17 protein-coding genes and 1 pseudogene are annotated in these 22,128 nt (G+C 51.0%); 11 read left to right on the top strand and 7 right to left on the bottom strand.

What is annotated here, in order from left to right; genetic code table 11:
- Positions 1 to 73 precede the first annotated feature (73 nt).
- A complete protein-coding gene (locus GJ698_RS30805) occupies positions 74 to 328 on the top strand; it encodes a DUF6471 domain-containing protein (protein WP_267874779.1) in 255 nt (84 codons plus the stop codon).
- Positions 329 to 762: 434 nt separating this feature from the next.
- Here the strand turns inward: GJ698_RS30805 and GJ698_RS06450 are convergent, their stop codons facing one another.
- Positions 763 to 1,920, bottom strand: coding sequence for a TIR domain-containing protein (locus GJ698_RS06450; protein WP_154356795.1), 1,158 nt, complete (start codon positions 1,918 to 1,920; stop codon positions 763 to 765).
- Between the two features lie 229 nt (positions 1,921 to 2,149).
- Between GJ698_RS06450 and GJ698_RS06445 the strand changes: the two genes are divergently transcribed.
- On the top strand, positions 2,150 to 3,955 hold the full coding sequence (locus tag GJ698_RS06445) for a recombinase family protein (protein ID WP_154356794.1): 1,806 nt from the start codon (positions 2,150 to 2,152) through the stop codon (positions 3,953 to 3,955).
- A 65-nt stretch (positions 3,956 to 4,020) separates the two neighbouring features.
- On the opposite strand, the gene GJ698_RS31350 is transcribed toward GJ698_RS06445, so the two are convergent.
- Positions 4,021 to 4,245 carry a helix-turn-helix domain-containing protein gene (locus GJ698_RS31350; protein ID WP_154356793.1) on the bottom strand — a complete coding sequence of 75 codons (225 nt, stop codon included), beginning with the start codon at positions 4,243 to 4,245 and terminating at the stop codon, positions 4,021 to 4,023.
- A gap of 111 nt (positions 4,246 to 4,356) precedes the next feature.
- On the opposite strand from GJ698_RS31350, the gene GJ698_RS06435 reads away from it, so the two are divergent.
- From GJ698_RS06435 to GJ698_RS06425, 3 genes are read left to right on the top strand one after another with little or no spacing between them, the layout of a single operon-like run.
- Positions 4,357 to 5,115, top strand: a complete 759-nt coding sequence (locus GJ698_RS06435; RefSeq protein ID WP_154356792.1) for a hypothetical protein — start codon at positions 4,357 to 4,359, stop codon at positions 5,113 to 5,115.
- 4 nt (positions 5,116 to 5,119) lie between these two features.
- Entirely contained in the window at positions 5,120 to 5,518 is a 399-nt protein-coding gene (locus tag GJ698_RS06430; RefSeq protein ID WP_154356791.1) for a hypothetical protein, read from the top strand.
- A gap of 8 nt (positions 5,519 to 5,526) precedes the next feature.
- Positions 5,527 to 6,984, top strand: coding sequence for a DUF4214 domain-containing protein (locus tag GJ698_RS06425; RefSeq protein WP_166454813.1), 1,458 nt, complete (start codon positions 5,527 to 5,529; stop codon positions 6,982 to 6,984).
- A 181-nt stretch (positions 6,985 to 7,165) separates the two neighbouring features.
- On the opposite strand, the gene GJ698_RS06420 is transcribed toward GJ698_RS06425, so the two are convergent.
- Together GJ698_RS06420 and GJ698_RS06415 are read right to left on the bottom strand one after the other, a co-directional pair.
- Positions 7,166 to 7,498, bottom strand: a complete 333-nt coding sequence (locus GJ698_RS06420; RefSeq protein WP_154356789.1) for a hypothetical protein — start codon at positions 7,496 to 7,498, stop codon at positions 7,166 to 7,168.
- Positions 7,499 to 7,594: 96 nt separating this feature from the next.
- Positions 7,595 to 8,146 carry a DNA translocase FtsK gene (locus GJ698_RS06415; RefSeq protein WP_154356788.1) on the bottom strand — a complete coding sequence of 184 codons (552 nt, stop codon included), beginning with the start codon at positions 8,144 to 8,146 and terminating at the stop codon, positions 7,595 to 7,597.
- A 357-nt stretch (positions 8,147 to 8,503) separates the two neighbouring features.
- Between GJ698_RS06415 and GJ698_RS06410 the strand changes: the two genes are divergently transcribed.
- Both GJ698_RS06410 and GJ698_RS06405 read left to right on the top strand, forming a co-directional pair.
- Entirely contained in the window at positions 8,504 to 9,595 is a 1,092-nt protein-coding gene (locus GJ698_RS06410; protein WP_154356787.1) for a hypothetical protein, read from the top strand.
- A gap of 124 nt (positions 9,596 to 9,719) precedes the next feature.
- A complete protein-coding gene (locus tag GJ698_RS06405) occupies positions 9,720 to 12,296 on the top strand; it encodes a toll/interleukin-1 receptor domain-containing protein (RefSeq protein WP_154356786.1) in 2,577 nt (858 codons plus the stop codon).
- Positions 12,297 to 12,324: 28 nt separating this feature from the next.
- Here GJ698_RS06405 and GJ698_RS06400 read toward each other — a convergent pair whose 3' ends face one another.
- The 3 genes from GJ698_RS06400 to GJ698_RS06390 all read right to left on the bottom strand — a co-directional run bounded on the left by GJ698_RS06400 (position 12,325) and on the right by GJ698_RS06390 (position 15,929).
- Positions 12,325 to 14,346, bottom strand: a complete 2,022-nt coding sequence (locus tag GJ698_RS06400; protein WP_154356785.1) for a hypothetical protein — start codon at positions 14,344 to 14,346, stop codon at positions 12,325 to 12,327.
- 136 nt (positions 14,347 to 14,482) lie between these two features.
- Positions 14,483 to 15,106, bottom strand: a complete 624-nt coding sequence (locus GJ698_RS06395) for a hypothetical protein (protein WP_154356784.1) — start codon at positions 15,104 to 15,106, stop codon at positions 14,483 to 14,485.
- A 217-nt stretch (positions 15,107 to 15,323) separates the two neighbouring features.
- Complete coding sequence (locus GJ698_RS06390; protein ID WP_208023781.1) at positions 15,324 to 15,929, bottom strand: tyrosine-type recombinase/integrase; 606 nt, start codon at positions 15,927 to 15,929, stop codon at positions 15,324 to 15,326.
- A gap of 222 nt (positions 15,930 to 16,151) precedes the next feature.
- Between GJ698_RS06390 and GJ698_RS06385 the strand changes: the two genes are divergently transcribed.
- The 4 genes and pseudogenes from GJ698_RS06385 (at position 16,152) to dcd (ending at position 22,128) form a co-directional block, all read left to right on the top strand.
- Entirely contained in the window at positions 16,152 to 18,869 is a 2,718-nt protein-coding gene (locus GJ698_RS06385; protein WP_154356783.1) for a DEAD/DEAH box helicase, read from the top strand.
- Positions 18,870 to 18,903: 34 nt separating this feature from the next.
- Positions 18,904 to 20,574: pseudogene (locus GJ698_RS06380) on the top strand (DNA internalization-related competence protein ComEC/Rec2); the annotation flags it as partial.
- Positions 20,575 to 20,670: 96 nt separating this feature from the next.
- Positions 20,671 to 21,507, top strand: a complete 837-nt coding sequence (locus GJ698_RS06375) for an alpha/beta hydrolase (RefSeq protein WP_371865158.1) — start codon at positions 20,671 to 20,673, stop codon at positions 21,505 to 21,507.
- A gap of 54 nt (positions 21,508 to 21,561) precedes the next feature.
- On the top strand, positions 21,562 to 22,128 hold the full coding sequence (gene dcd, locus GJ698_RS06370) for a dCTP deaminase (protein WP_154356781.1): 567 nt from the start codon (positions 21,562 to 21,564) through the stop codon (positions 22,126 to 22,128).

The raw sequence follows: 22,128 nt of genomic DNA, 5'->3' as shown, positions 1-22,128 counted from the left end.
ACGTGAAAATCACATATTTCGATGAAAAAGCATCGTTTACGATGCTTTTTCTTGTTTTTGTGCGGAGAGCTGATTGAGGAATTACTGGGAAGACGAAGCAAAGGCTATGCTGCGCGCAGAGATGGCACGCTGTAAGGTTTCCTATAGAGTTTTGTCCATGCGACTAAAGGAAATAGGTGTTGATGAGAGCGAGCATCAGCTGAGGAATAAGATAGCTCGAGGGAAGTTCGCGTTCTCGTTCTTTCTTCAGTGCATGTGTGCCATGGGCGTCGTCCACATATTGGATATGCCCAGGTTTGACGACGCGTTAGCTGAGATGAAGAAGTAAGTAGGGAAGAACTTAATTGTCTGTTTCTCGATCCAGGGAAGAACTATTTGTGCGTACTTCTCCTAACTCATTGATTTTTTTGGGCCGGTCTAAGGTGGCCGTTTTTGGGTAAAGCTTTGCCGCTCGGGCAGCCTTGGTTCAGCTGTCAAAACGGCCAGCAGCGCCGCGCTTGGTGGCGAGCAGATGGCACTTAGACGAATCAATGACTTAGCGAATTCAGGGAAGAACTATTTGTTCGTGATGATTGCAAACATTTAACTCTAGGGAAGAACTATTTGTCGTAAACCGGTCAGGGAAGAACTAATTGTCCTAGGGAAGAACTTAATTGTCGTTCACCAACCAATCCGACTGGCAGGTGTTCAACCGCACGGGCATCGGCCACCTGATTTCGATAACTGGTCTATCAATACATAATCGCCGTCAAGTGTGTAGAGCTAGGCTGCCGCTTTTTTCATATCATTGATGGCCTGAAGGAGTCGAATTGTTGCATTTCCATCAAGCGATGTGCCTGAGTATCGCACTTCAAACAAGCCTTGGAGGTTCGATGGAAGTTTTACTCCTTCCTTCACTAAAAGAATAAATCGCTTGTTGTAGAGTGCCATTGCAGCACCAATTTCTATGAGAACGTTCGGATTCAATACAATCTGTTCCGTTGCATTTCCATCGAGCAATCTAAGCTCATCTTCAACGTGAATAATTGCGGCACCGCAGCTGCGCATGTCGTTCATTACTTTTTCTGGCACGGGTTGCGAGACAGACTGACGTTCGACAGACACAATTGCTTCCATCTCACCGAATGCAAGAAGCTGGCGAATCGGATCAACAAATTCCTTGTTTTTGCCATGGGTAATGAATACTCGTCGTTGCTTAGCGCTATCTATTGTTACGTCAGCAGACCGCATCGGAGGCGGTGCTGAAGTGGTGATGTCGAGATTCTTTTGCGGCTCTACTAGAGGCTTGTCATCTTCTGCTCCGTCTTGCTCACTTTCAATTTGGGCGTCGATGTTGCTGATTGGAACAGCATTCAGATCGACGTATCTTTTGCCTTTAATTTCTGTGATCAGCCCTAACGCTTCGGCACTTTCGACGATTAAAGCCAAGACCTCTGAAGCTCGATCAAGCGGTACACCCATGTCATTTAACACATTCTGAGCAATGGTGTCTTTCGGCAAGGGACTCCCATCGTACCGAGTGAGAAATTCCCGTACCACGCGGGGTTTCAGTATAGCTTCACGCTTGGCTGCGAGATCGTCACCTTCTGTGGTGGGGCGGGTTATACGCTTGCCTAAGGTGGTGAGTTTAATTTCTGGAGCGTTGCACCCCCCGTCAGTCAGATCATAGGCAATTGCAGCCCCACATAGCATCCGGAAAGCACTTGAGCTAGGTTGAACATTCATGGCCGACGCCACTCTCAGTGGCGGCGTTGGCTTACCGGCATAGTTCTCGTGTAGTGTATGAGCAATACGAAGAGCCTGTTCGAGCGAGTAAGATGGTACGTCGGTCTGACTAACTCGTGAGCTGCGAACTTTTTTTTCATCAGCTTTTGGCGCCTTGCCCGCAGCGATTCCTTCTTCTTGCTGTTTCCTAGCCATTGTGAACTCCAGTTAAAAAATGCACGACCACTTAGTGTACACAATGTCCAAACAAATGTCTTGTTTGCAATTATTATTCTGGCCAACAGAGTAGAGGCTCCAACTGCTTTGATAGGGCGGATATTCTGTATTATGAAAAATTGATCTATTTAATGAAGGGTGTTGTTTTCAATAACGTGTCTATGAATACATAATATAATTGAGGTAGGGAAACTTTAGGGATCATACTGTGCCGGTTGCTTATAGCTATATTCGCTTTTCTACAACTGAGCAGAGGAAAGGGGACTCCCTTCGTCGTCAGTCCGAACTATCGGAGCAGTACGCCGAAGAACATGGCCTTACTCTAGATAGCTCACTCCACCTACAAGATCTTGGGCTTTCGGCGTTCGATAGGTCTAACATCGAACGTGGTGCGCTCGGCGGGTTCTTGGAAGCCATCAAAAGAGGGCGCATTGCGTCAGGTTCCTATCTTCTCGTTGAGTCGCTGGACAGGTTATCCCGGGACAAGGTATTGGCTGCGCTTGAGCTCTTCATCTCAATTCTACGGCAAGGCATCACCATTGTGACTTTGGCGGATCGGATGGTGTACAACACAGAGTCGGTCGGCAACAACTTTGGCAACCTGATTATCTCGATCACGATCATGGCTCGTGCACATGAAGAGTCAGCGATGAAGAGCCGCCGCATCTTGGCCGCTTGGGAGGGAAAACGAGCACGGATTAGTGAGAAGAAGCTAACGGCGCAGTGTCCTCGCTGGCTACGATTGAACGACGACAGGACAGAATTCGAGTTCGTGCCGGAGCGGGCGGCGTTGGTAATCGAGATTCTTGCTTGGCATAAGGCCGGGATGGGGCAAGCGTTGATCGCAAAGCGCCTGAATGAGCGCAACGAGCAGCCGTTCTCCAACCACGGAAACGGCTGGCATTCCTCATACATCCAGAAAATCATCAATAGTCCTGCCCTATACGGCGAGTTTCAGCCCGCCCTGTGGAACAAGGGCGCAAGTGCGCCTCACGGCGATCCAATCGCTGATTACTACCCAGCGCTGATTTCCAAGGAAGAGTTTAATCTCTTGAAATACCTTCGGTCGGAGAGAAGTTGGCCTGGGGCCAGAGCCAGGAAGGGGACAGAGGTTCCTAATCTTCTGAGCGGCGTTGCGAAATGCGGCTACTGTGGAAGTACGATGATTCTTGCCGGAAGTTCTGCCAAGCGTGTTCGGTCTGAGGACGGTGCTGAAGTTAGACGTCCGGCAAAGAAGGTGCTGGTTTGCGACGGAGCACGGCGGGGACTAGGGTGTTATGCGGTTCAGTGGGACTATGCAGCGTTTGAGACTAGTTTCTTGTCGTTTTGCAAGTCATTAGACCTGATTAATCTGCTGGAAAGCTCGGATAGGTTAGCGCTTGAGCAGAAGCGTGAGCTAACGGTTGGAGAACTTCTGGGCTCGACAAACACTGCAATCGCTAGCTGCAATCAGCGGCTTGAGAGATTGTTGGCTGCATTGGAGACTGGTGAGGTATCTGCCGCAGTAGTGAACAGGATAAAGAAGGTTGAGCAAGAACGAGATCTGTTGTTGGAGCGTAGGGAGCTGCTGGAATCTGAACTCAAAGCTCTAGCTGTAACAGGGCGTCATTTGGCTTATCAAGCCGAGGCCGTTCAGCATGCGATACAGCGTTTAAATTCCATGAGTGACGACGAGCGATTTTCAACCCGTTCAATGTTGGCCGAACACATTCGCCATCTCATCCAGTCGGTAGATATCCATCCCGCAGGGACCTTGGTGACACCCGATTTTATCGAGCGGCGGCGTATCAGTTTACTTGCAGAGGGCTTTGACGAGCATCGAGTAGAGTCATATCTCGCAACAGCATTTCGGACCGAGCCATTACGCACAGGACGAGGTGTTCGTGGCAGATACGCATCAAGGGAAGATGTTGGGAGGTTTTTTGTTATCAAAGCAAGAAAAGGCGGACTACGAATTGTCTATCCAGACTTCAACGTACCCTCGGAAGTTCGTATAAATTTGGGTAACGAATAGCAGTTGTCGAGACAGGGATGGCATGGGTATTTGACTCGTCTGTCAAGATGCCGCCGATGCAGTGATCACGTGCCTACAACCAAATCAGACACATTGGCGTCTAGGCAAGACGCTATTTTCTTCAATACTAGTATCGATGGATTTGCGATGCCACGTTCGATCTGTGACACGTATGTTCGGTCAATTGCAGCATCAAGCGCAAGACCCTCTTGAGATCTTCCAGACGCCACGCGTATCCGTCGGAGATTTTTTCCGATAGTTTGCAGCGTGGGGTCTAAGGAGGAGGTCATGCCGTAAGCATGGCCGTATGTGGACTGACAATCCACGGAATATAATCTACAAATCTATGATAAGATTGCCAACAGGAAATTCATTTAATTGATTTGCTGGAGGTATTTCATATGACCATAGAGAACAATGAGCGTCCTAAGCTGCCGCCGCGGGCGGCTCAAGTCGCTGCTTCTGCGGTAGAGGCTAAGGATGAATTTGATCCGATGGCAACGCTGAGATTTCCGTATTTGAAGCACGAGGAATCGATGCTCTCGGCCGACATGCGAGTGCCGTCATCCTGGCAAGCTCATATCCGGGTGGCGTACACAGACACAATCCGTATTCCACAACTCTATATCCAAGTATCGAATCGGCCTGAACAGCGCCTCGTCAGGTACAACACGGCTACTCGTCCTGGCGGGCAAGAGGAAAAGCTGGAGTACATCACTTATCGTCAGGTGGAAAATCTGTTTAGTAGTTCCAGTTTTTGGTACGAGGAACATATGGCGGTCACGGTCCCGCCAAAGATGCTTGCCGACTACCTCGACAAACCGTTGCGCATCCAAATATCTCGCCCTGATTCGAGCGTTGCCTTCGTCGTTGAGGTTCCATCGGAATACATTGCTGGTGTGCTGTATCGCTTAGATCCCGAGGAATACGAAATCGATGCGGCGCAAGTTCCACCTGCACATCAATCAGTTACAGCAAGTCCGACCGAGCCGGTGGATATTCGTTGGCTCAAAAAGGCTGGCTGGATCGGTCTTGCAGTGGGACTTGTCGGCGCGTTCGTCTTGGGCTTTGGTGCTGGTGTGACGGTTGGTGGATTCGTGGCTATGATCGCAGCAATCGTTCTGCACAAGTCGCCTAAAAATACACCACCGGAATCCTGAGCGGATGTTCACGCTCATCTTAACGGGCATGCTGATGTACACCTTCGGCCTTGCCCGGACATTAGTGGTCTACATCGGCATCATACTGACCATCTTCACGCTCATCTTGGAGATGGTTTGCGGCGGTGGCTTTACGTATCTGTTCTGGCCGGAGTGGATTCGCACATTTGAGATCGGCGAATTTTGGTCCAGCGTATTCACCGAGCGGCCAAGCTTTCAGCTGTGGGAGGCTGGAGCCGTGCCTGTGATTTTTGTTGCAGACCTGTTCCGTGTATCGCTGCGGCTGGTGGCAACTCGTTGCAGCATCTTCACCCTTGGATTCTTCGCTTTCTGGTTGTATTGCATGTACCTGATGTGGTCGATAATTTTTGCGCTTGCAATGCGCATGGGGAAAAACAAATGACACGGATAATGACTGCGAATCTGACCTGTACCATGATCGTACTAGCGGCGCTTGCTGCATGCGGTGGTACGACGCAAGACGCACCACAGAAAAAAACGATGGCAATGGGCAGCGTAGCAAGGGATACCAACGCCTCTACCTCTGTCGTTTCGGTCGCTGGATATAGGACTGATTATGCAGTGAGACGCTCTGACGATGGTGTGGTAACTGTGACGAACAAGCAGACTGGCGCAGTAGCTACCTACGCGGGCACCCAGCTAATCAAGTTCTTCGATACATATGTGTCGTTCGACGTTGATGGCCCATCAGGGCAAATCTACAGGCTGTATCAAGCGGCGTTCAACCGGCAGCCCGATCTGCCAGGCTTAGGGTTCTGGATATGGCACAACCAGAACGGATTGGGGATGTTGGATATCTCTGCTGACTTCATCGGATCGGACGAGTTCCAGAAGATGTACGGACCCGCCGTAACGAACTCAGCCTTCGTGAATCTACTGTACAACAACATCCTTCATCGTGATGGAGAAAAAGCAGGGGTAGATTGGTGGGTTGCAAATCTAAAGAACGGGTCGTCACAAGCTGGCGTACTGTATGGCTTCAGTGACAGCGCCGAAAACAAAAATAATTTGGCGGCAAGCGTAGCAAATGGATTCGACTACGTGCCGTTCGATCCATCGCCGTCACAAAGCATCTGCAAACATACCCCAGCAGACAAGCCGCTGGTCTTCGCTGGCTATAATGTATCAACCAACGAGTGGAACATCGTTGACGGTGCTGGTAACTTGAAGCCTCTTCCGTTCGCATACACAGAGTGCGCCACTGGCAAAAGCCTTCCCGACAATGCGATCAGCGCTTCGTGGAATTGGTCCTTGCCTCAAGCTGACTGGCAATATCCCGAGAGCGCAACTAACACCCAGGGGTATGTAAAAGCTTTCCCAGAAATTATCTATGGCCGCCAACTATGGGGAGCTACGTCATCTGGCTCAACGTTGCCCATGTTGGTATCTGATGTTAACCTGACGGCGAATTACGATGTGAATGTCGACACTGATGGGTTGCCATTGACGTTCCAGCAGACTTTCTTGCAGGGCACTTACATCTCAACCAAGGACTCCAATGATTGGTTGACATCCGTAACGGTGATGCTTATGCCGACCAAGGTTTGCATGGACGAGTGCGGCAACCCTCACAAGTTCATTGAGACCATCGTTATAGATGGGATCACCTACTACGTTTACATGCAGGTTGAAATGGATGAGCAAAAGGGCATACCACGTTACAACGTGGAACTGCTGGTAAAAGAAGACCACCTGAGAGGCAGCATGAAGATGAAGTCCATAAACGACTACCTGATCAGTAAGGGCTGGCTTAAGCCGAACAATTACATGAACTCGATTGAGATGGGGACCGAGATCATTTCGGGGGCGGGCAAGACGACAGTTAAGCACTTCAGCGTAACTCAATAATTATGAGATGCCAGGTGAGGCCCAGAGGTGATTGTTGAAATGAGATATATGGTTTATATAGTTTAGTCAATTAATGTCTCTGGGCCTCACCGGTTCGGCCAGAGCTAGAAAATGAAAAAGGGCTGCGAACCAAAGTTCGCAGCCCTTTTTTTCTCGGTTGAGATGCCGAGTAGGAGGTAGTCTATTTAGCGATTTTCAGCTTCACCAGCTTGTCGATCATGTCGAGCGCCGCCTGATCGCCGCTTTCCATCAGCAGCCCAATGCGGCGCATCACGAGTTTGGCCTTTTGTGCGTTGGCACGGGACAGCTCACGCAGGACGTTGCCAGGAATTGCGGCGTTGACGGCCAACTTGCTCTTGACGGTGTCGGAGTGAGTCTTGATCGTCTTCTCGCATTCGCTCAAGGCCTTGTCCACCTCGGCGAAGGCCAGACGGCCAATTGGCGTCGGCTTCGCTTTTTCAGGCTGCTGCGTTTGAGGGGCGTTGTCTACGATTTGTTGAATGGCGTCGGTCATGTATTTCTCCTTGTCTGTTTCGCTGCTGAAGTAGCGATATGGCAAATTTATACAGACCGGCGGGGATGTACACAGTCAAATTGTAACGATCAGCGGTTACGGTTTTCGGTCTAACCAACTCTGATTGGGGCCAGCAGGTGCCGCCCGATCGGCAGCGGCAAGCTTGATCAAATGTTGGAGCATAGTGGTTCTTCTGCCTTCGTGATCTGGCGGTGTCACGAAACCAGTGCGCTCAAGTTCATCCATCAAGAGTAGGGCCATGTGGTAGTCAAGTTTCAAGTGGCGTTGAAGCAGGCTTACCGACACATGCTGCTCCTGATTGATCAACTGCTTTGCATGCTCGTAAAGATGTTCGGCCACAGCGCCATACTCCGCAATGGTTTCTGGATCGCTGCGGATAGCATCAACCACAAATGACGTGATGCGACGCATGCACTGACTGCGGCTGATGTCTTCTTGGCGAGCCAAGTTGTCTACCCTGTTCAGCAAATCTTTTGGCATACGTAGGGTGATCGTTTGCGTCGTTGCTGTGTCGGCGCAGGATGCAGGTTGTGGCAGATCGAAATTCGCGGGGCTTAGTTCTGGCGCAGGAGATGGCTGGTCGTAAAACGGGTCATATGGCGGAAGGTCGAAGGTGTAAGCAGTCATGGGTGGCTCCTTGTAAATAGATGATGTATTTATACGTATTCACGGGAAATACGAGGAGGTGTGTCGCTGATCTCGTGGCCTTGTCCTGTGGCCTCTGTAAGAATGGTGATTACAGGTTGATGATGGGATATGGTGAGTGATGAGATAGCGAACGAGCAGGGAGCATAATGATGTTCACTTCTTGCCGAGCGAGCCCGACACTGTGGCTCCTGCTTCACCCTCACATCGAGTTTTATTTTCCGAAATTTTGTGGCATGCTACGGCTACGCTAACCGTTGTGAGGTCATTGGTTACCTCACGCCTTCCTTGTTGGCATAAACCCCTCCGTTTCTTTTATTCCTTATCTTGGAAGGTTTTATGACGACCACGCTTTGCCTCACACCTTACACGCCCAACATCAATGACCCACGTATAAAAAAGCGCATCAAGACCGTATTGGACTGGTGCGGCCCGCTGCTGCTGTCGAAGAAGCGGCCACGCTCGATCCACAACGGTGAGATCCGCAAAGTGTTTGGAAACGTCAGCAAGCCGCTGGGGCGCTGGCTTTCCTCAAACCTGTTGGTGCAGACCGGCAGCTATACGCCGGCTCAGCACTCGTATTCCTATATCTTGAACGATGTAGGATACGATAAGCTGTGTTCACTGGTAAACGTGAAGACCGCCACCTCAGCGGAAGTGGCGGTAGAACTGTACGCACCCATCATCAAGGGTGATGAGGTGCCGGTGTACACGGACAAAGGTGGTCGTCGCTATCACCCTATTCAAAATGTTCGCCGGGATGATAAGCGAATTCTCTTCAACGGTTGGTGGGACTACGACATTGACTCATGTGCCGCCACGCTCGTCCACCAGTATGCGAAGGCGCACTACGGGAAGAGCTATCCAGAAGTTGTTGAACCGTTTCCCGCAGTCGCTCGGTACATCAATGAAAAAAACACCGTGCGCCAGCACCTCGCCACCACGGCGGGAGTACCGCAGGAGCAAGCGAAGGAACTAAGTCAAATGTTACTGTTCTTAGCGCCGCTGACACCTCACCAACGTTGCTCAATCTATCGGCTGCTTGGCGAGGATGTTGTGCGGCTGGAGCGTCTGAAAAAAGATGCGTTCGTCCGACAACTGGTGGCAGAACTGAAAATGATGTGGCGATATGCGATCCTGGCCGATCTACACGAACGAAGAACGCAGCAGATATTTGTGGGGGCGATGGGGGCGAACATAAAAGAGCCGCCTGCCAAGAAGGCCAAGTACCGGCAGGCGATTTTCATTGGGTTAGAGCGTAAAGTGATGGACGCAATTCATACATGGTTCGGCACAGAACAGTTTCCCGGCATCCTCATGCATGACGGATTTATAAGCCGCCGTAATGAGAGCCCTGATGTAATTGAGCACTACGTACTGACGTCCACTGGATATAAAATCAGTATCAGCAAAGAGCATCTGGCTTTCTAGGGCTAAGTGGTAGCTTTAAACGCAACTGGCATAATGATGTAAATGAAAGGAGGCGGGCGACAATGCCCGCCGTAAAATCTATGCGCTGTGATAATTGGATAGAATTCCCTTGTTGAAATATCCTATGATGTTCCTATCTCAATCATTGCCACACCTAAAACCACTTACGCCAATGAAAAATCCTGTTCGTGCATTTTTATCACATAGTAGTAAGGATAAGTTTCTCATAAACGGAATTTATAAACAACTATCCGCTGCCCATGTTCATTATGATGAAGCCACATTTGAGAAAGGTGAGACGAGCGCTTCTGAAATTTTCGAGGCTTTAAAGAATAGTGATGTTTTTGTTTTGTTTCTTTCTGAGAATTCAGTAGAGTCAAGGTGGGTGCAGACAGAAATGACGCTGAGTCAGCACTATTTTTTCAATGGAAGAATAAAAAAAATTCTCGTCTTTATATTGGATGACGTGGATGTTGATTTAATTCCGGAATGGCTTAAGACCTTTATTTATCATAAAACTTCGATGCCGGGGGTTATAGTTACATCTATACGCTCTGCATTGTTTGATATATCGCTCTCCAACAATTCGTCCCTTTCTCTTTTCATGGGGCGAGATAAAGAAATAGGTGTAGTGAAAGATAAATTATCGGATTTAACTCAAAATGCGCCATCAGCATTATTCTTTGGAGGTAGTGAAGGTATTGGTCGAAGAACATTGGCGAAGCGTGCTTTAAAAGATGTACATCCGCAAATTATAAATTTCCCGGTGGAAATCACGTTGGGAGATAAAGAAGGAGATATTGAATTTTATAGATATTTGCTTGCTCAGGGAGAAAATCTTCCTATATTGCAAACTATTGAAAAAATTGAAAAATATCAAGTTTTGGATTTCGATGATAGAATAATAGAGATAGTCAATCTCATTGAAAAAATTTCTGACCAACGACAGATTATTTTTCTACGAGGCAAGGATGCGATTGTTTTAGATGATGGTTTTTTATCAGATTGGCTAGGCGCAGTCGTTGCAAAACTCAAAGACTCGCCATGGCCAAAATTGGTTCTTATAGCTAGGCGGGTGGTTTCTCCTGCTAAACGTTTTAAGTACCCAGGAATGGCATTCTTCCCGGTAAATAGCTTAGATATATCAGATTCTAGAAAATTGCTAGCTATATGGTTGAAACATTTGCAAGCTGATGTTGATCAGTCATTAAGTGATGAAATTGTTGAATTTGTAAGTGGGCATCCTAAAAATATTCAGCTTGCAGCTACTCTTGCAGCCGAGTTTGGGAGTGCCAGATTAAAAACTGAGCGCATAGTTTTTCTAGATGCCATTCGGCAACAAGCAAAGGCGTTACTCGACGGTTTGTCAATCAATTCTGAGCGAGAGCAAATACTTGCGTTATTCAGAGAATACGAATATCTATCATCTGAGGACTTATTGGTTGCTTTAGGAGATGTTGACGAGACTGCGCTGGCGACTACTATGAGTTATTTAAATGAACATGGGATAGTAGAGGCAGACGGTCCTTACCTTAGATTGGCGCCATATTTGCTCGATGCATTATCGAGGTTTAATTGGAGTGAAAATGCAAAGACTTTTGTTCTGAAATGCCGCGATAGAATATTAAATAGGGTCGAAAAGTTTTCAACTCAAGACTATGTTGATATTTCAACTATAGATAATGTTATATTATCCATATTGCGGCAAAATAAAGAAGTTGAAAATGTTTTATTGTCTAGATGTCTGCTACCGTCTCATATATTACGAGTGGCTAGGGAGTTTTATGATAGAAAAGATTTTTCTAAGTCGCTAGAGTTGGCAAATAAGGCTTTTGATGGTAGAGGTAAATTATCTACTGAAGCCCAAATTGAGGCACTTCGACTTGTCTGCCTATCATGCGTTCGTCTTGGCGAGGATGATAATTTATTCGAGGCTATTGGTCACCTGGAGAGATTTGGCGAAAGGTTGGCGAAGCGTACAGCAGCGTTTGTTCGAGGATTTAAAGCTCGATATGAAGGGAAATTGGATGTTGCTGAAACGCATTTTCGTCTTGCATATTCACTGGGTGGTGATAGGAATTTTCATATACTTAGAGAATTAGCTCAAATTTCAAAGCTAAAAGAGGAGTATGCAGAGGCGGAAAATTTTGCTCGCACTGCATTTGATATTGCGGATCGCAATCCATACATAATTGATACTTTATTGGAAATAATTATAGAGAGGCATCGGGATGACTATGCTTTTCTCCGAGATAATTCTGAGCTTGTTCAACTTTTTAATTCATTACAAGAAACTGCCCGTAAAGAGAAAAAAAGTTTTTACGAGAGTCGCCGAGCACATTTGTTCTCGAGTTTAAAGGAAACAGAGAATGCATTAGAGTGGGCTAAGAGAGCTACTGAAACTACTCCTCATCATCTCCCTGTTCAGTTAACACTTGCAAAGATTCAAATAAATGTTGGTGAGGTGTCGGATGCCAAAAAGACATTGGATAAAGTTTCTAAGCAAATTCGGAGTGCAGGAAGTAATGCTGACCGTCGAAGCATTGGAGAATTGGACAAGTTAACTATTTTGGCAAATATCCAAGGTCAAAATTTCATTAAGGCCAGAGAAACTTTAAGGCAGGCGCACTCCCTTCCTAAAGATCTTAGGGAAATTCTGGCAAAAAAAATAGATATCGCTGAGGCGCACTCATCAAAATAAACAAGGTGCTTTGATGAGAGATGATTATTCAAATGGTGAGTGACTCGAAATCACATTGAAGTAATTTTTTTGCACGATGTCGGCGCACGCTCGCAGCCACCTTGGCCTTGCGTGCGGCTTGCCTTGCAACCACGATGCCCCGTGCCTCTACGCTACCGTGTTCGGCAAGCCATTCATCAAAGATCTCCTTTTGCCGTTCCGGCAGACGCCCGGCGAGTCGCCGGGCGTTCTCTGATAACCCGAAACTTTCAAAGTTGCTGATGAGTTCCAGCAGACGGCGCTCCAGCGCCGTCTGCTCTGCCGAGAAGCTGAGGGCAGCCAAGGCCGATTTCTTCGTTGTCTTCTTGTTGTACTTGGGCAGTTTGGAACTCCAAGGCGTCAACTGGTAGCGCAGCAGGTTGTTGCTGACAATCTTGCCGTAGTATTTCGGATCAACGAGCATGATGGCCTGACGCCCTTTGAAGCGGAACCCTTGATTGCGGCCCAGGGCTTGATTGCCGAGGTCTGCCAACTCGGTAGCGACCATCAAATCGTAGTCGGGATTTTCCACATCTGCGAAGTGTGCGCCGACAGTTGCGTTGACGCTCGGGTGCGGCCACGACAACTTGATGATAGATGTCTTGCCTGCCAGGTCATTGCGCCCCTTATTGTTAGACAGGTTGAGTTCGCAACCGAGGGCGTTAGCAATCAGCGTCACGTCTTCACTGGGAAATTCCTCCTTGAGCACTTCGATGATTGGCAGCAGTACAGCTTGGTTCTTGCTGCGTGTTATGGTGGTGGATATGGCCGTGACTTTGCACTCGACTGAATGGAACAGGTCGAGGTGATCAAGCGGAGTCATGCCACTTAGCTTTAATGTCTGCAAAGCGTAGTACCCCGTGAGCCATTCAGTCGTCGTGACGATGGCCACAGGAGATACAAATTTGTCCTTCAGGCCCATGCCAATGCGCAGATCTTCGGGTCGTTTGAGATATATGGCGTCCTTGTACTCGACGATTTCGTGACGAGGTTTGCTACGGCGTACATCATTGCGCTCTTTGTGAAGGTCCGCTAGACGCTGTGCGTGCTTGGGATACTTGTTAGCCCAGTATCCTGGCAATTCTTTTTTGTCCTTACGGATAGCATAGCGAGCATTGAGCTTTTCCAATTTTTCGACAGTCTCTTTCGAGATGCTTCTTAACCAGTCCACATCAGATCTGTCTGGATCGTCATACACAATGGCGATCTTCTTGAATGGGATTTTTAGGTTGCGTTCCTGCTCATCATCTTCGGCATCGACCTCGTCTTCTACGTCCTCGTCTTCTTCGTCATTGTCTAGTCCGCCGAAATCATAGCCGTCAAAAGGTATCGTCTTCGCGACCAGACCTAATCTCACCCACCAGCGAACACGGTTAGCTGTAGTCAACGCCTGCATGGCGGCAAAGGTGACTAGGACGATATCGAACGGTTCACCGTCCTGTTTGTCGGCTTCGAAATTAGTATAGTGTTCTGTGAAAAAGTCGTCGGCGTCTACTTGGATCATGTAGGCGTCAAACAGTTTAGCTATCGCCTGAATGGTTTCAGTTGCATTGATCTCAGGCATAGCGTAGGGGTTCGTCGCCGGGCAATCCACGAATTTAAATTCCTTGAGCGGGATGCCCAAATCCTCAAGCTGCATGCGCACGTTCTGGCGCTTTGAAATGAAGCGGCGGACCTCCAGCCCATGCAGATGCCGGAAGCCGAATTCCTTTTCGTCCAACTGGCTGTGCGACTTGGCGCAGAACACTACCTTGAAGCCCTTCTTGACCAGATCAATCACGAGGTGGCTTTTGCCATAGCCTTCAGGCTGGACAAGCACCAGCGACTTAGGCGCAGGACCGCCCATATGCCTACGGGTTTCATGCCAGCGGTTGATCTGGTTTGCAAGCTGCGTCAAATTGCTGGCTCTCTCGCCGCTGCTGACCATCTTGTGGTCAAGGTCAAAGAGGTCCGTGGCGTCCTCGCAGTAATCATCAGGCGGGAGGCGTGCTGGTGCTTCGTCGTCGTCGTGGTCGGCCGGTAAGGTGTGCATGTGTCTCTGTAAGAATGGTGATTACAGGTTGATGATGGATATGATGAGTGATGAGTAGACACGGCAAGCAAAGAGCATAATGATGTTCACTTCTTGCGCTGGAAAAGGCGGCACATGTGCCGCCCTTGAACTATCGCTATCTCAGCCGCTGCAGTTTCAATCCTGGTTCTTCTACATGCATCCATCGGCCACGAACCGGCATAGCCTGAGGTTGGAGCGCCCGGTGCTGTGAAGGTGGATTAGGCGATATCTCATCGGGCAAAATTGCGGTGAGTACAACCGGATTAGGTTCCGCTGGACGAGGTGCCATCTGCTTTTCAGACGTTTGTGATTGAACCGGTTTTTTTACGGAGTCCCTCAACATAGCCCATTCACTTGGGGCAGCAGTGAAAGATATTCTATTACCGTGAATTGTAAATTGGACAATTTTCGACGCATAGTCGAGAAAAGCACGAACACCGTTTTCATTTACTTTTACACCAGCCAACAAGCATGCCCTGCTATAAATTTCGGCATATGTGTAGGTGGTGAGTAAGCGAATCCAATTGTTCGTGACGTCGTTGAATAGCGTGTGCAAACTTGCATCGCTCACTGTGGACGTTGCGTTTAAACCAAGATCATTACTAAAAAAGACAGCAAAGGCGGTTCCGTCTAGCGGAGTTCGTTGTTCAAAGGTAAGTTGAAATTTGAAGAACGCCGCTCCCTGAGGATTACCATTGGGAAGCGGTGCATATTTTTTGTTAGGGCGAGCAGGGGCCATCAGGAATTCTTCCTTTTCTCATCAATCAAACGGGATGGATGCATCGTGCCAGAAAGATCGCTCAACAAAAACTCGATCTTTTGATCATAATGATAATCTTTAGTAATGAAATTACTATTATTGGCACTAAATGCTTGGGATAGTGATTTTTTCAAAATTAAATCCTGCAAAATTAGATAAAACAAATCAAAATCTTTTAGATCTGTATCTTCTCAGATTAAATGCCAAGTTGGACGCCTTCGCATATGCGGCGTAACCTGACTGGATTGTCTTCTACGTAACGGGCGGTCATTGCCACTGATGCATGCCCCATCAGCGTTGACACGGCCTTTATGTCAGCACCATGCTCAATCAACGAGGTTGCAAAGGTACGCCTGCCAGTGTGGCTCGATGGTTGATCCAGACCAGCCCAGATATACATGCGCTTGAACAGCATCTGCATAGTGTTGGGGCTGAAGCCGCTGCCCTTTCTAGACTTGAAGAGCGGGGCGGTAGGCGACAATAAAACGGTATCACCGTTGCGGCGTTCTTGGATATAAGCAGTTAGAGCCTTGCGAACGTCTTTGTTTGTCAGATAGATGAGGCGCTGCTTCCGCCCCTTGGTCGTGCTGCGGGTCAGCAGCACTTCGTCCTTAATGGTGCCGTTCGGGGCTAGCACGTCTTGCAGCTTTAGCTGACTCATCTCCTTGGCACGTAGCCCGAGGGCGACGGAGAAGTAGAGCAAGGTCACGTTTCTGTTGGCGTTGTCGTGGGTACGGACGACGGCGATGACCTGGCGAAACTCCTGCATCGACAGGACCGGGGCTTTCTTTTCGGAAGTCATTGAATCTCCAATGTGTTAAAAGTATTGCTAATTTAAATTGCAACATATTGGGTGTACACTGGTTCGTTGATCGTTCCTAAGTGATTGAATCCATTAGCAATGTTTTAGAAATGCAATTTGTAAACATTATCAAATTCACTGTTGAAAAAATGACCATCCAATTGCATTGACGAAGGGAGGAGATGTGATCATTATGTCTACGAGGAAATTTGGAGATGGGAAATGGAAATTGCCAACCAAACTGGACCGGGATTTGACGATTGGTTCCTAGCGCAACTTGCAAACGGAGATGTAAAGCAGTTCACGAAAGTTCAACAGTTAGCGGTTGAGGCTGGTGTCTGCGACCGTGCCAGCTTGATCGTATGCGCACCAACTTCTTCAGGGAAAACTCTCGTCGGTGAATTGGCTCTGTTGGCAGCAATCCGACATGGCGGCACTGTGCTATACCTCGTGTCACATAAAGCACTAGCGGATCAAAAATTCGTCGATCTCGAACGTCGGTACGGAATTAGCGCCAAAACCCCAATTGCAAAGGTCGCCTTGGCGACAGGCGATAGAGACGACGGGGAAACCGATGCAAACGTTATTGTTGCGACTTATGAGAAGGCTATCTCTCTTGTAATGACCGGGGCGCTGCCAGTGGTTGAGCTAACAATCATAGCGGACGAACTGCAAATTATCGGCGAAGACAAGCGAGGCCCGGAGATTGAGGTGCTTTGTGCCGCATTGCGACAACGCAGTCCGAAACAATTCGTCGCTTTAACAGCGACCGTCGAGAATGGGGAGGACTTGGCCGGTTGGCTGAACTGTCGGCTTGTACATACTTCTCATCGTGATGTAGAGCTGCATCAGGAAATCTGGTGGCAGAATCAGACTTTTAGCGTTAAGTTCGGACAGGAAGAGGGAGTAACGACGCCCAAGCCAGGACTGCCAACGAACACGCTTGATGCGGTTGACTACCTTCGAGAGAGCGGGCGAGGTCCAATTTTGGTTTTTGTTGAAACACGCAACGATGCGATGAGACTTGCTGCGGATTACTCTGCTCGTCGTGGACGAACTCCTGAAGGGTATAGATTTTCTGAGCAATTAGATTTGTTTTCCGAGGCTACCGAGTTCTCTGCGAGGCTACGAGCTTCCACAGAGACCAATGTCGCTTTTCATACCGCAGACCTGACACCCAGCGAACGTTCAGTAATCGAGCAGGGCCTAATGGATAATCATTTCGACGTCTGTTTTGCAACACCTACGCTCGCTGCTGGGGTTAACTTCCCGTTCCGCTCGGTGCTCTTTGATCGGGTGCGCCGCCAATATATTCCGCCAGCGGATATGCCGCTAGGTTCGTATCGAAATATGTCTGGGCGAGCAGGGCGACTCGGTATGCATGAGCAGGGATATTCAATCATCATACCGAGAGATGCTTTAGAACTGCGTCTTGCGAATCGACTGGTAAGTCCACAAAACGAAATGTTGCATTCGAAGTTGGCATCGCTGAGTGTACGAAAGATAGTGCTTCAACTCATCGCCTGTGAGAGCGCCAAGGATGCAGCTTCGACCAAGGAGTTTTTGGAAAATACTTTATTCTGGTATCAGGTTCAGGACCGCAATCCAGTGAAGCTGCAAGAGTTAACTGCGAAAATTGACGAGGCTATTGAGTGGCTTATCAATGCGGATATGATTCAGAGCGTGGCCGATAAATTATCAGTGACGAAATTCGGCAAAGTCGTTGCTCAAACGGGGCTACTACCTACGTCTGCGGTATTGTTTAGTGAACTCTTGCGTCAGAACGCTGATGCACTAGATGGGCGATTCGAAGATTTTGAGGTGGCGTTGTTAGCAGCCGTTTGTTGTTCAGACGAGTTCGACACGGAGATTGGGCAGAGGTATTTGCCGAACGTCGCCCGTGACGCAAGTAGCGACGCAGCATATCAGTTGCTCGACGGTACGGAATGCCTGAATACGCTTAATCACAAGAGACTAGAGCGGAATCGTGCTCATTGTGTGTATGCGTTATTTTTGTACATTTCTGGAGAAATTGAGCGAAAGATTGGCGCATCCAGCGGTGTGCCATCCGGGCAAGTTCATCGATTCGCCGTTGAGGTTGCGTGGATGTTGAATGGACTTCGACATATCGCTGCTGTCCCCTCACTCGGCGTATCGCAAAAGGTGATGAACCAACTGAAGATTTTGACTCGGCGGGTGGAGTTAGGTGTTCCGATGGAGCTTACTGATTTACTTGCGATTGCCCAGAAGGCAAGAGTACCAGGCTTCGGTAGGCAACGTGCCTTGGCACTGCGGAGAGCGGGCCTTTGTGAGCCAAGCAAAATACTAGACGCAGCATTCGATGACATCGAGAGAATATTAGCGAACTCTGATCGTGCTAGATTGCTATTGCAGGCAATTGAGCGGAGCGAAAGCGATCCTTACAAGCGGGCAGAGCGCAAGCATCGTAAGTTCGCTCAGCCATTGGGCCTTGTGCAATTAGTTGACGATTTGTATGCCAAGCTTGGCAATGATTACGAGGACCCAGTCGAGCAAATTTTGCGCCTTGAGACGGGGTGGCACGTTCAAAAAATAGACGATGGCGTACGACAAGGAGTTCCCGATTTTATGCTTACCTTTGGAGAGCGTTCACTCGTATTGGAATGTAAGACAACAACTAAACGCCCACCGCTGATTAATAAAGAAGAGGCATTTGCGGTGCTGCACAAGGCCGCCGACATTGCGAACGTGCATAAAGTTTCATTGGGCAAACCTTCGTTTGATACTTTCTCAGAAAGTAAGGCATGCGCCTCGGTTGAAATTACGTTGCTCAAGCACTCTGACTTTGTAGAGGCGATGCTACTGCTGCGCTCTGGAGCGTTGACTGCCGCTGATGTGTTTGATTGGCTGATGGAGCCAGGGGTGTCTGAGTTAGAGAGGTTGGGGCAGATCCCCCTTTAACGAGCATATTTGCAGGATTTAATGTATTCATAGATACATTATCTCCATCTCAGGGCTGCATATCACGATGGTGGCGGGACTGTTTGCGCTGGCGGCGCTCACCTTGTGGCGCAAATCGTTCTTCACGCGCGCGCAGCTGCCGTTGCTGCTGCCGGCGCAGAAGGTGGCGGCGCTGGTTGGCGCGGCGGCGGCCTTGTCGTATGTGCTGCTGGCGGGATTCGGCGTGCCGGCGCAACGGACCTTGTACATGCTGATGGTGGTTGCGGCGGCGCTCTGGCTCAATCGGCTGACCAGCATTTCGCAGGTGCTGTGCACCGCGCTGGGCGTGGTGGTGGTGATCGATCCGTGGGCGGTGTTGTGGCCGGGCTTCTGGCTGTCGTTCAGCGCAGTCGCCATGATTTTGTATGCGACGCTGGGACGCACGGCGCCGTTGCCGGCGCGGGAGGCCGCTCCGGCGCCGCATGCGCCGCTGCCGCCATCGTATCGCCAGCGGCTTTGGCTGACGCTGCGCGTCGGCGCGCATACGCAATACGCGGTCACCCTGGGATTGGTGCCGATCACGATGCTGCTGTTCGGCCAGGTGTCGATTGTCAGCCCGCTGGCGAATGCGGTCGCGATTCCCTTGATCAGCCTTGTCGTCACGCCGCTGGCCCTGATCGGTAGCATGCTGCCGGCCGTGCTGTCCGCGCCGGTGCTGGGACTCGCGCACTGGATGGTCGAGTGCCTGGCGCAGTGCCTGCAATGGTTCAGCGCCATGCGCTACGCCGTGTGGAGCGCGCCGCAGCCGTCGTTCTGGCTGTTCTGCTGGACGATGGGCGGCACCCTCTGGCTGCTGGCGCCGCGCGGCTGGCCGGTGCGCTGGCTGGGCTTGGCGACGTGGATACCGCTGCTGGCGGCCGAAGCAGCGCACCCGCCGCCCGGCCGCCTGGCCGTGACCGCGTTCGACGTCGGGCAGGGCATGTCGCTGCTGATCGAGACCAGCGGCCACCGCCTGCTGTACGACACCGGGCCGGCCTACAGCCCGGAATCCAACGCCGGCAACCGCGTCCTGCTGCCGTACCTGCGCGCGCGCGGCATCCATGCCCTGGATGGCATGATCGTCTCGCACAGCGATACCGACCATTCCGGCGGCGCGCTGGCGGTGCTGGACGGCGTGCCCACCGGCTGGGTACTGTCGTCGCTGCCGCCGCAGCACCTGATCGTGCAGGCCGCGCGCCGGCATGTGTCATGTGCGGCAAGCCAGCGCTGGACCTGGGACGGCGTGCAGTTCGAAATCCTGCATCCGCTGGCGGCCAGCTACGCGGACGCCGCGCTCAAGCCCAACGCGCGCGGCTGCACGCTGAAGATCACGGCCGGCGGCAGGTCCATGCTGCTGGCGGGCGACATCGAGGCGGCGCAGGAGGCGCAACTGGTGGAACGGGCCGCCGGCAAGCTGCGCGCCGATGTGCTGGTCGCGCCGCATCACGGCAGCGGCACCTCGTCCACGCTGCCGTTCCTGCAGGCGGTGAAGCCGCAGCTGGCGCTGTTTTTGGTGGGCTATCGCAACCGCTACCGCCATCCCAAGGCGGAGGTGTATGCGCGCTATCGCCAGCTTGGAATCGACTGCCTGCGCACCGACGAGCAGGGGGCGGTCACGCTGCAATTCGCGGATACGATACAGGTCTCGGCCTACCGGCGCGACGCCGGCCGCTACTGGTACAGATGATGCGGCGGCGATTCCGGCGGAATTAGAGCGTTTCCACCAGTCTCCCGCCGCTGTGCACATTACAATGGGGAAAAAACAACCATACGGAGACCGCTTGTGAGCAAGCCCAAGCTGCATTTCGCCCACGCCAACAGCTATCCGGCGGGCGTGTACCGCCAATTCTTCGCGCTGCTGGGCGAGCATTTCGACATCCAGTCGCTCGACATGCACGCCCACAATCCCGACTACCCGGTCACCGACGGCTGGCCGCACCTGGTCGACGAATACATCCGCGAGCTGACCACCCGCTACAACGAGCCGGTGATCCTGGTCGGCCATTCGCTGGGCGGCATGCTGAGCCTGATGGTGGCGCATCAGCGTCCGGACCTGGTGCGCTGCGTGGTGATGCTGGATGCGCCGGTGGTCGGCGGCTGGCGCGCCTTCGCCTGGCGCATGATCAAGCTGCTGGGCCGCGCCTACGTGGTGCCGCCGGCCAAGTTCTCCATCCGCCGCCGCAACGTCTGGCCCAGCGTCGACGCCGCCTACCAGCACTTTGCCGCCAAGGACTTGTTTGCCGCCTGGGCGCCCGGCGTGCTGGGCGATTACATGGACAGCGGCCTGAAGCCGCATCCGGAAGGCGTGCAGCTGCGCTTCACGCGCGAAAACGAAACCGCCGTCTACGCCACCTTGCCGCACCATCTGCCGCGGCTGCTGCGCGGCGGCTACCCGGTGCCGATCGGCTTCATCGGCGGCGACAATTCCTGGGAGACCAGCCAGTCCGGCCACCAGCACACCCAGGCGCTGGTCGGCCGCCATTTCCGCATCGTGCCCGGCGGCCACCTGTTCCCGATGGAATCCCCGGCCGTGGCGGCCGAGGCCACGAAGCAAATGATCGACGAACTGCTGGCCGTGCAAGCTGGTAAAAAAGTTCTTAAAAATGAGGCTTTAGCGTAAAATCTCGTGCATTTGGCGCAGCCGCGCCTCCCTCGTGTTTAGGAATGCATTGCGATGACGATTAAAAGCGATAAATGGATACGCCGCATGGCGGAAGAGCATGGGATGATCGAGCCGTTCTTCCCGGACCAGGTACGCCAGGAAGAGGGCCGCAAGGTCATCTCCTACGGTACGTCCTCGTATGGCTATGACATCCGCTGCGCCGATGAGTTCAAGGTGTTCACCAACATCAACAGCACCATCGTCGATCCGAAGAACTTCGACTCGAATTCGTTCGTGGACGTGAAAAGCGACGTCTGCATCATCCCGCCGAACTCGTTCGCGCTGGCCCGCACCATGGAATACTTCCGCATTCCGCGCAGCGTGCTGACCGTGTGCCTGGGCAAATCGACCTACGCCCGTTGCGGCATCATCGTCAACGTGACGCCGTTCGAGCCGGAGTGGGAAGGCTATGTGACGCTGGAGTTTTCCAACACCACGCCGCTGCCGGCCAAGATCTACGCCGGCGAAGGCTGCGCGCAGGTGCTGTTCTTCGAGAGCGACGAGCTGTGCGACGTCTCGTACAAGGACCGCAACGGCAAGTACCAGGGCCAGCATGGCGTGACCCTGCCAAAAGCATAA

It is taken from the genome of Duganella aquatilis (genome assembly GCF_009674565.1).
Lineage (GTDB): Bacteria > Pseudomonadota > Gammaproteobacteria > Burkholderiales > Burkholderiaceae_D > Rugamonas > Rugamonas aquatilis.
This window is presented reverse-complemented; position numbering and strand designations above follow the sequence as displayed.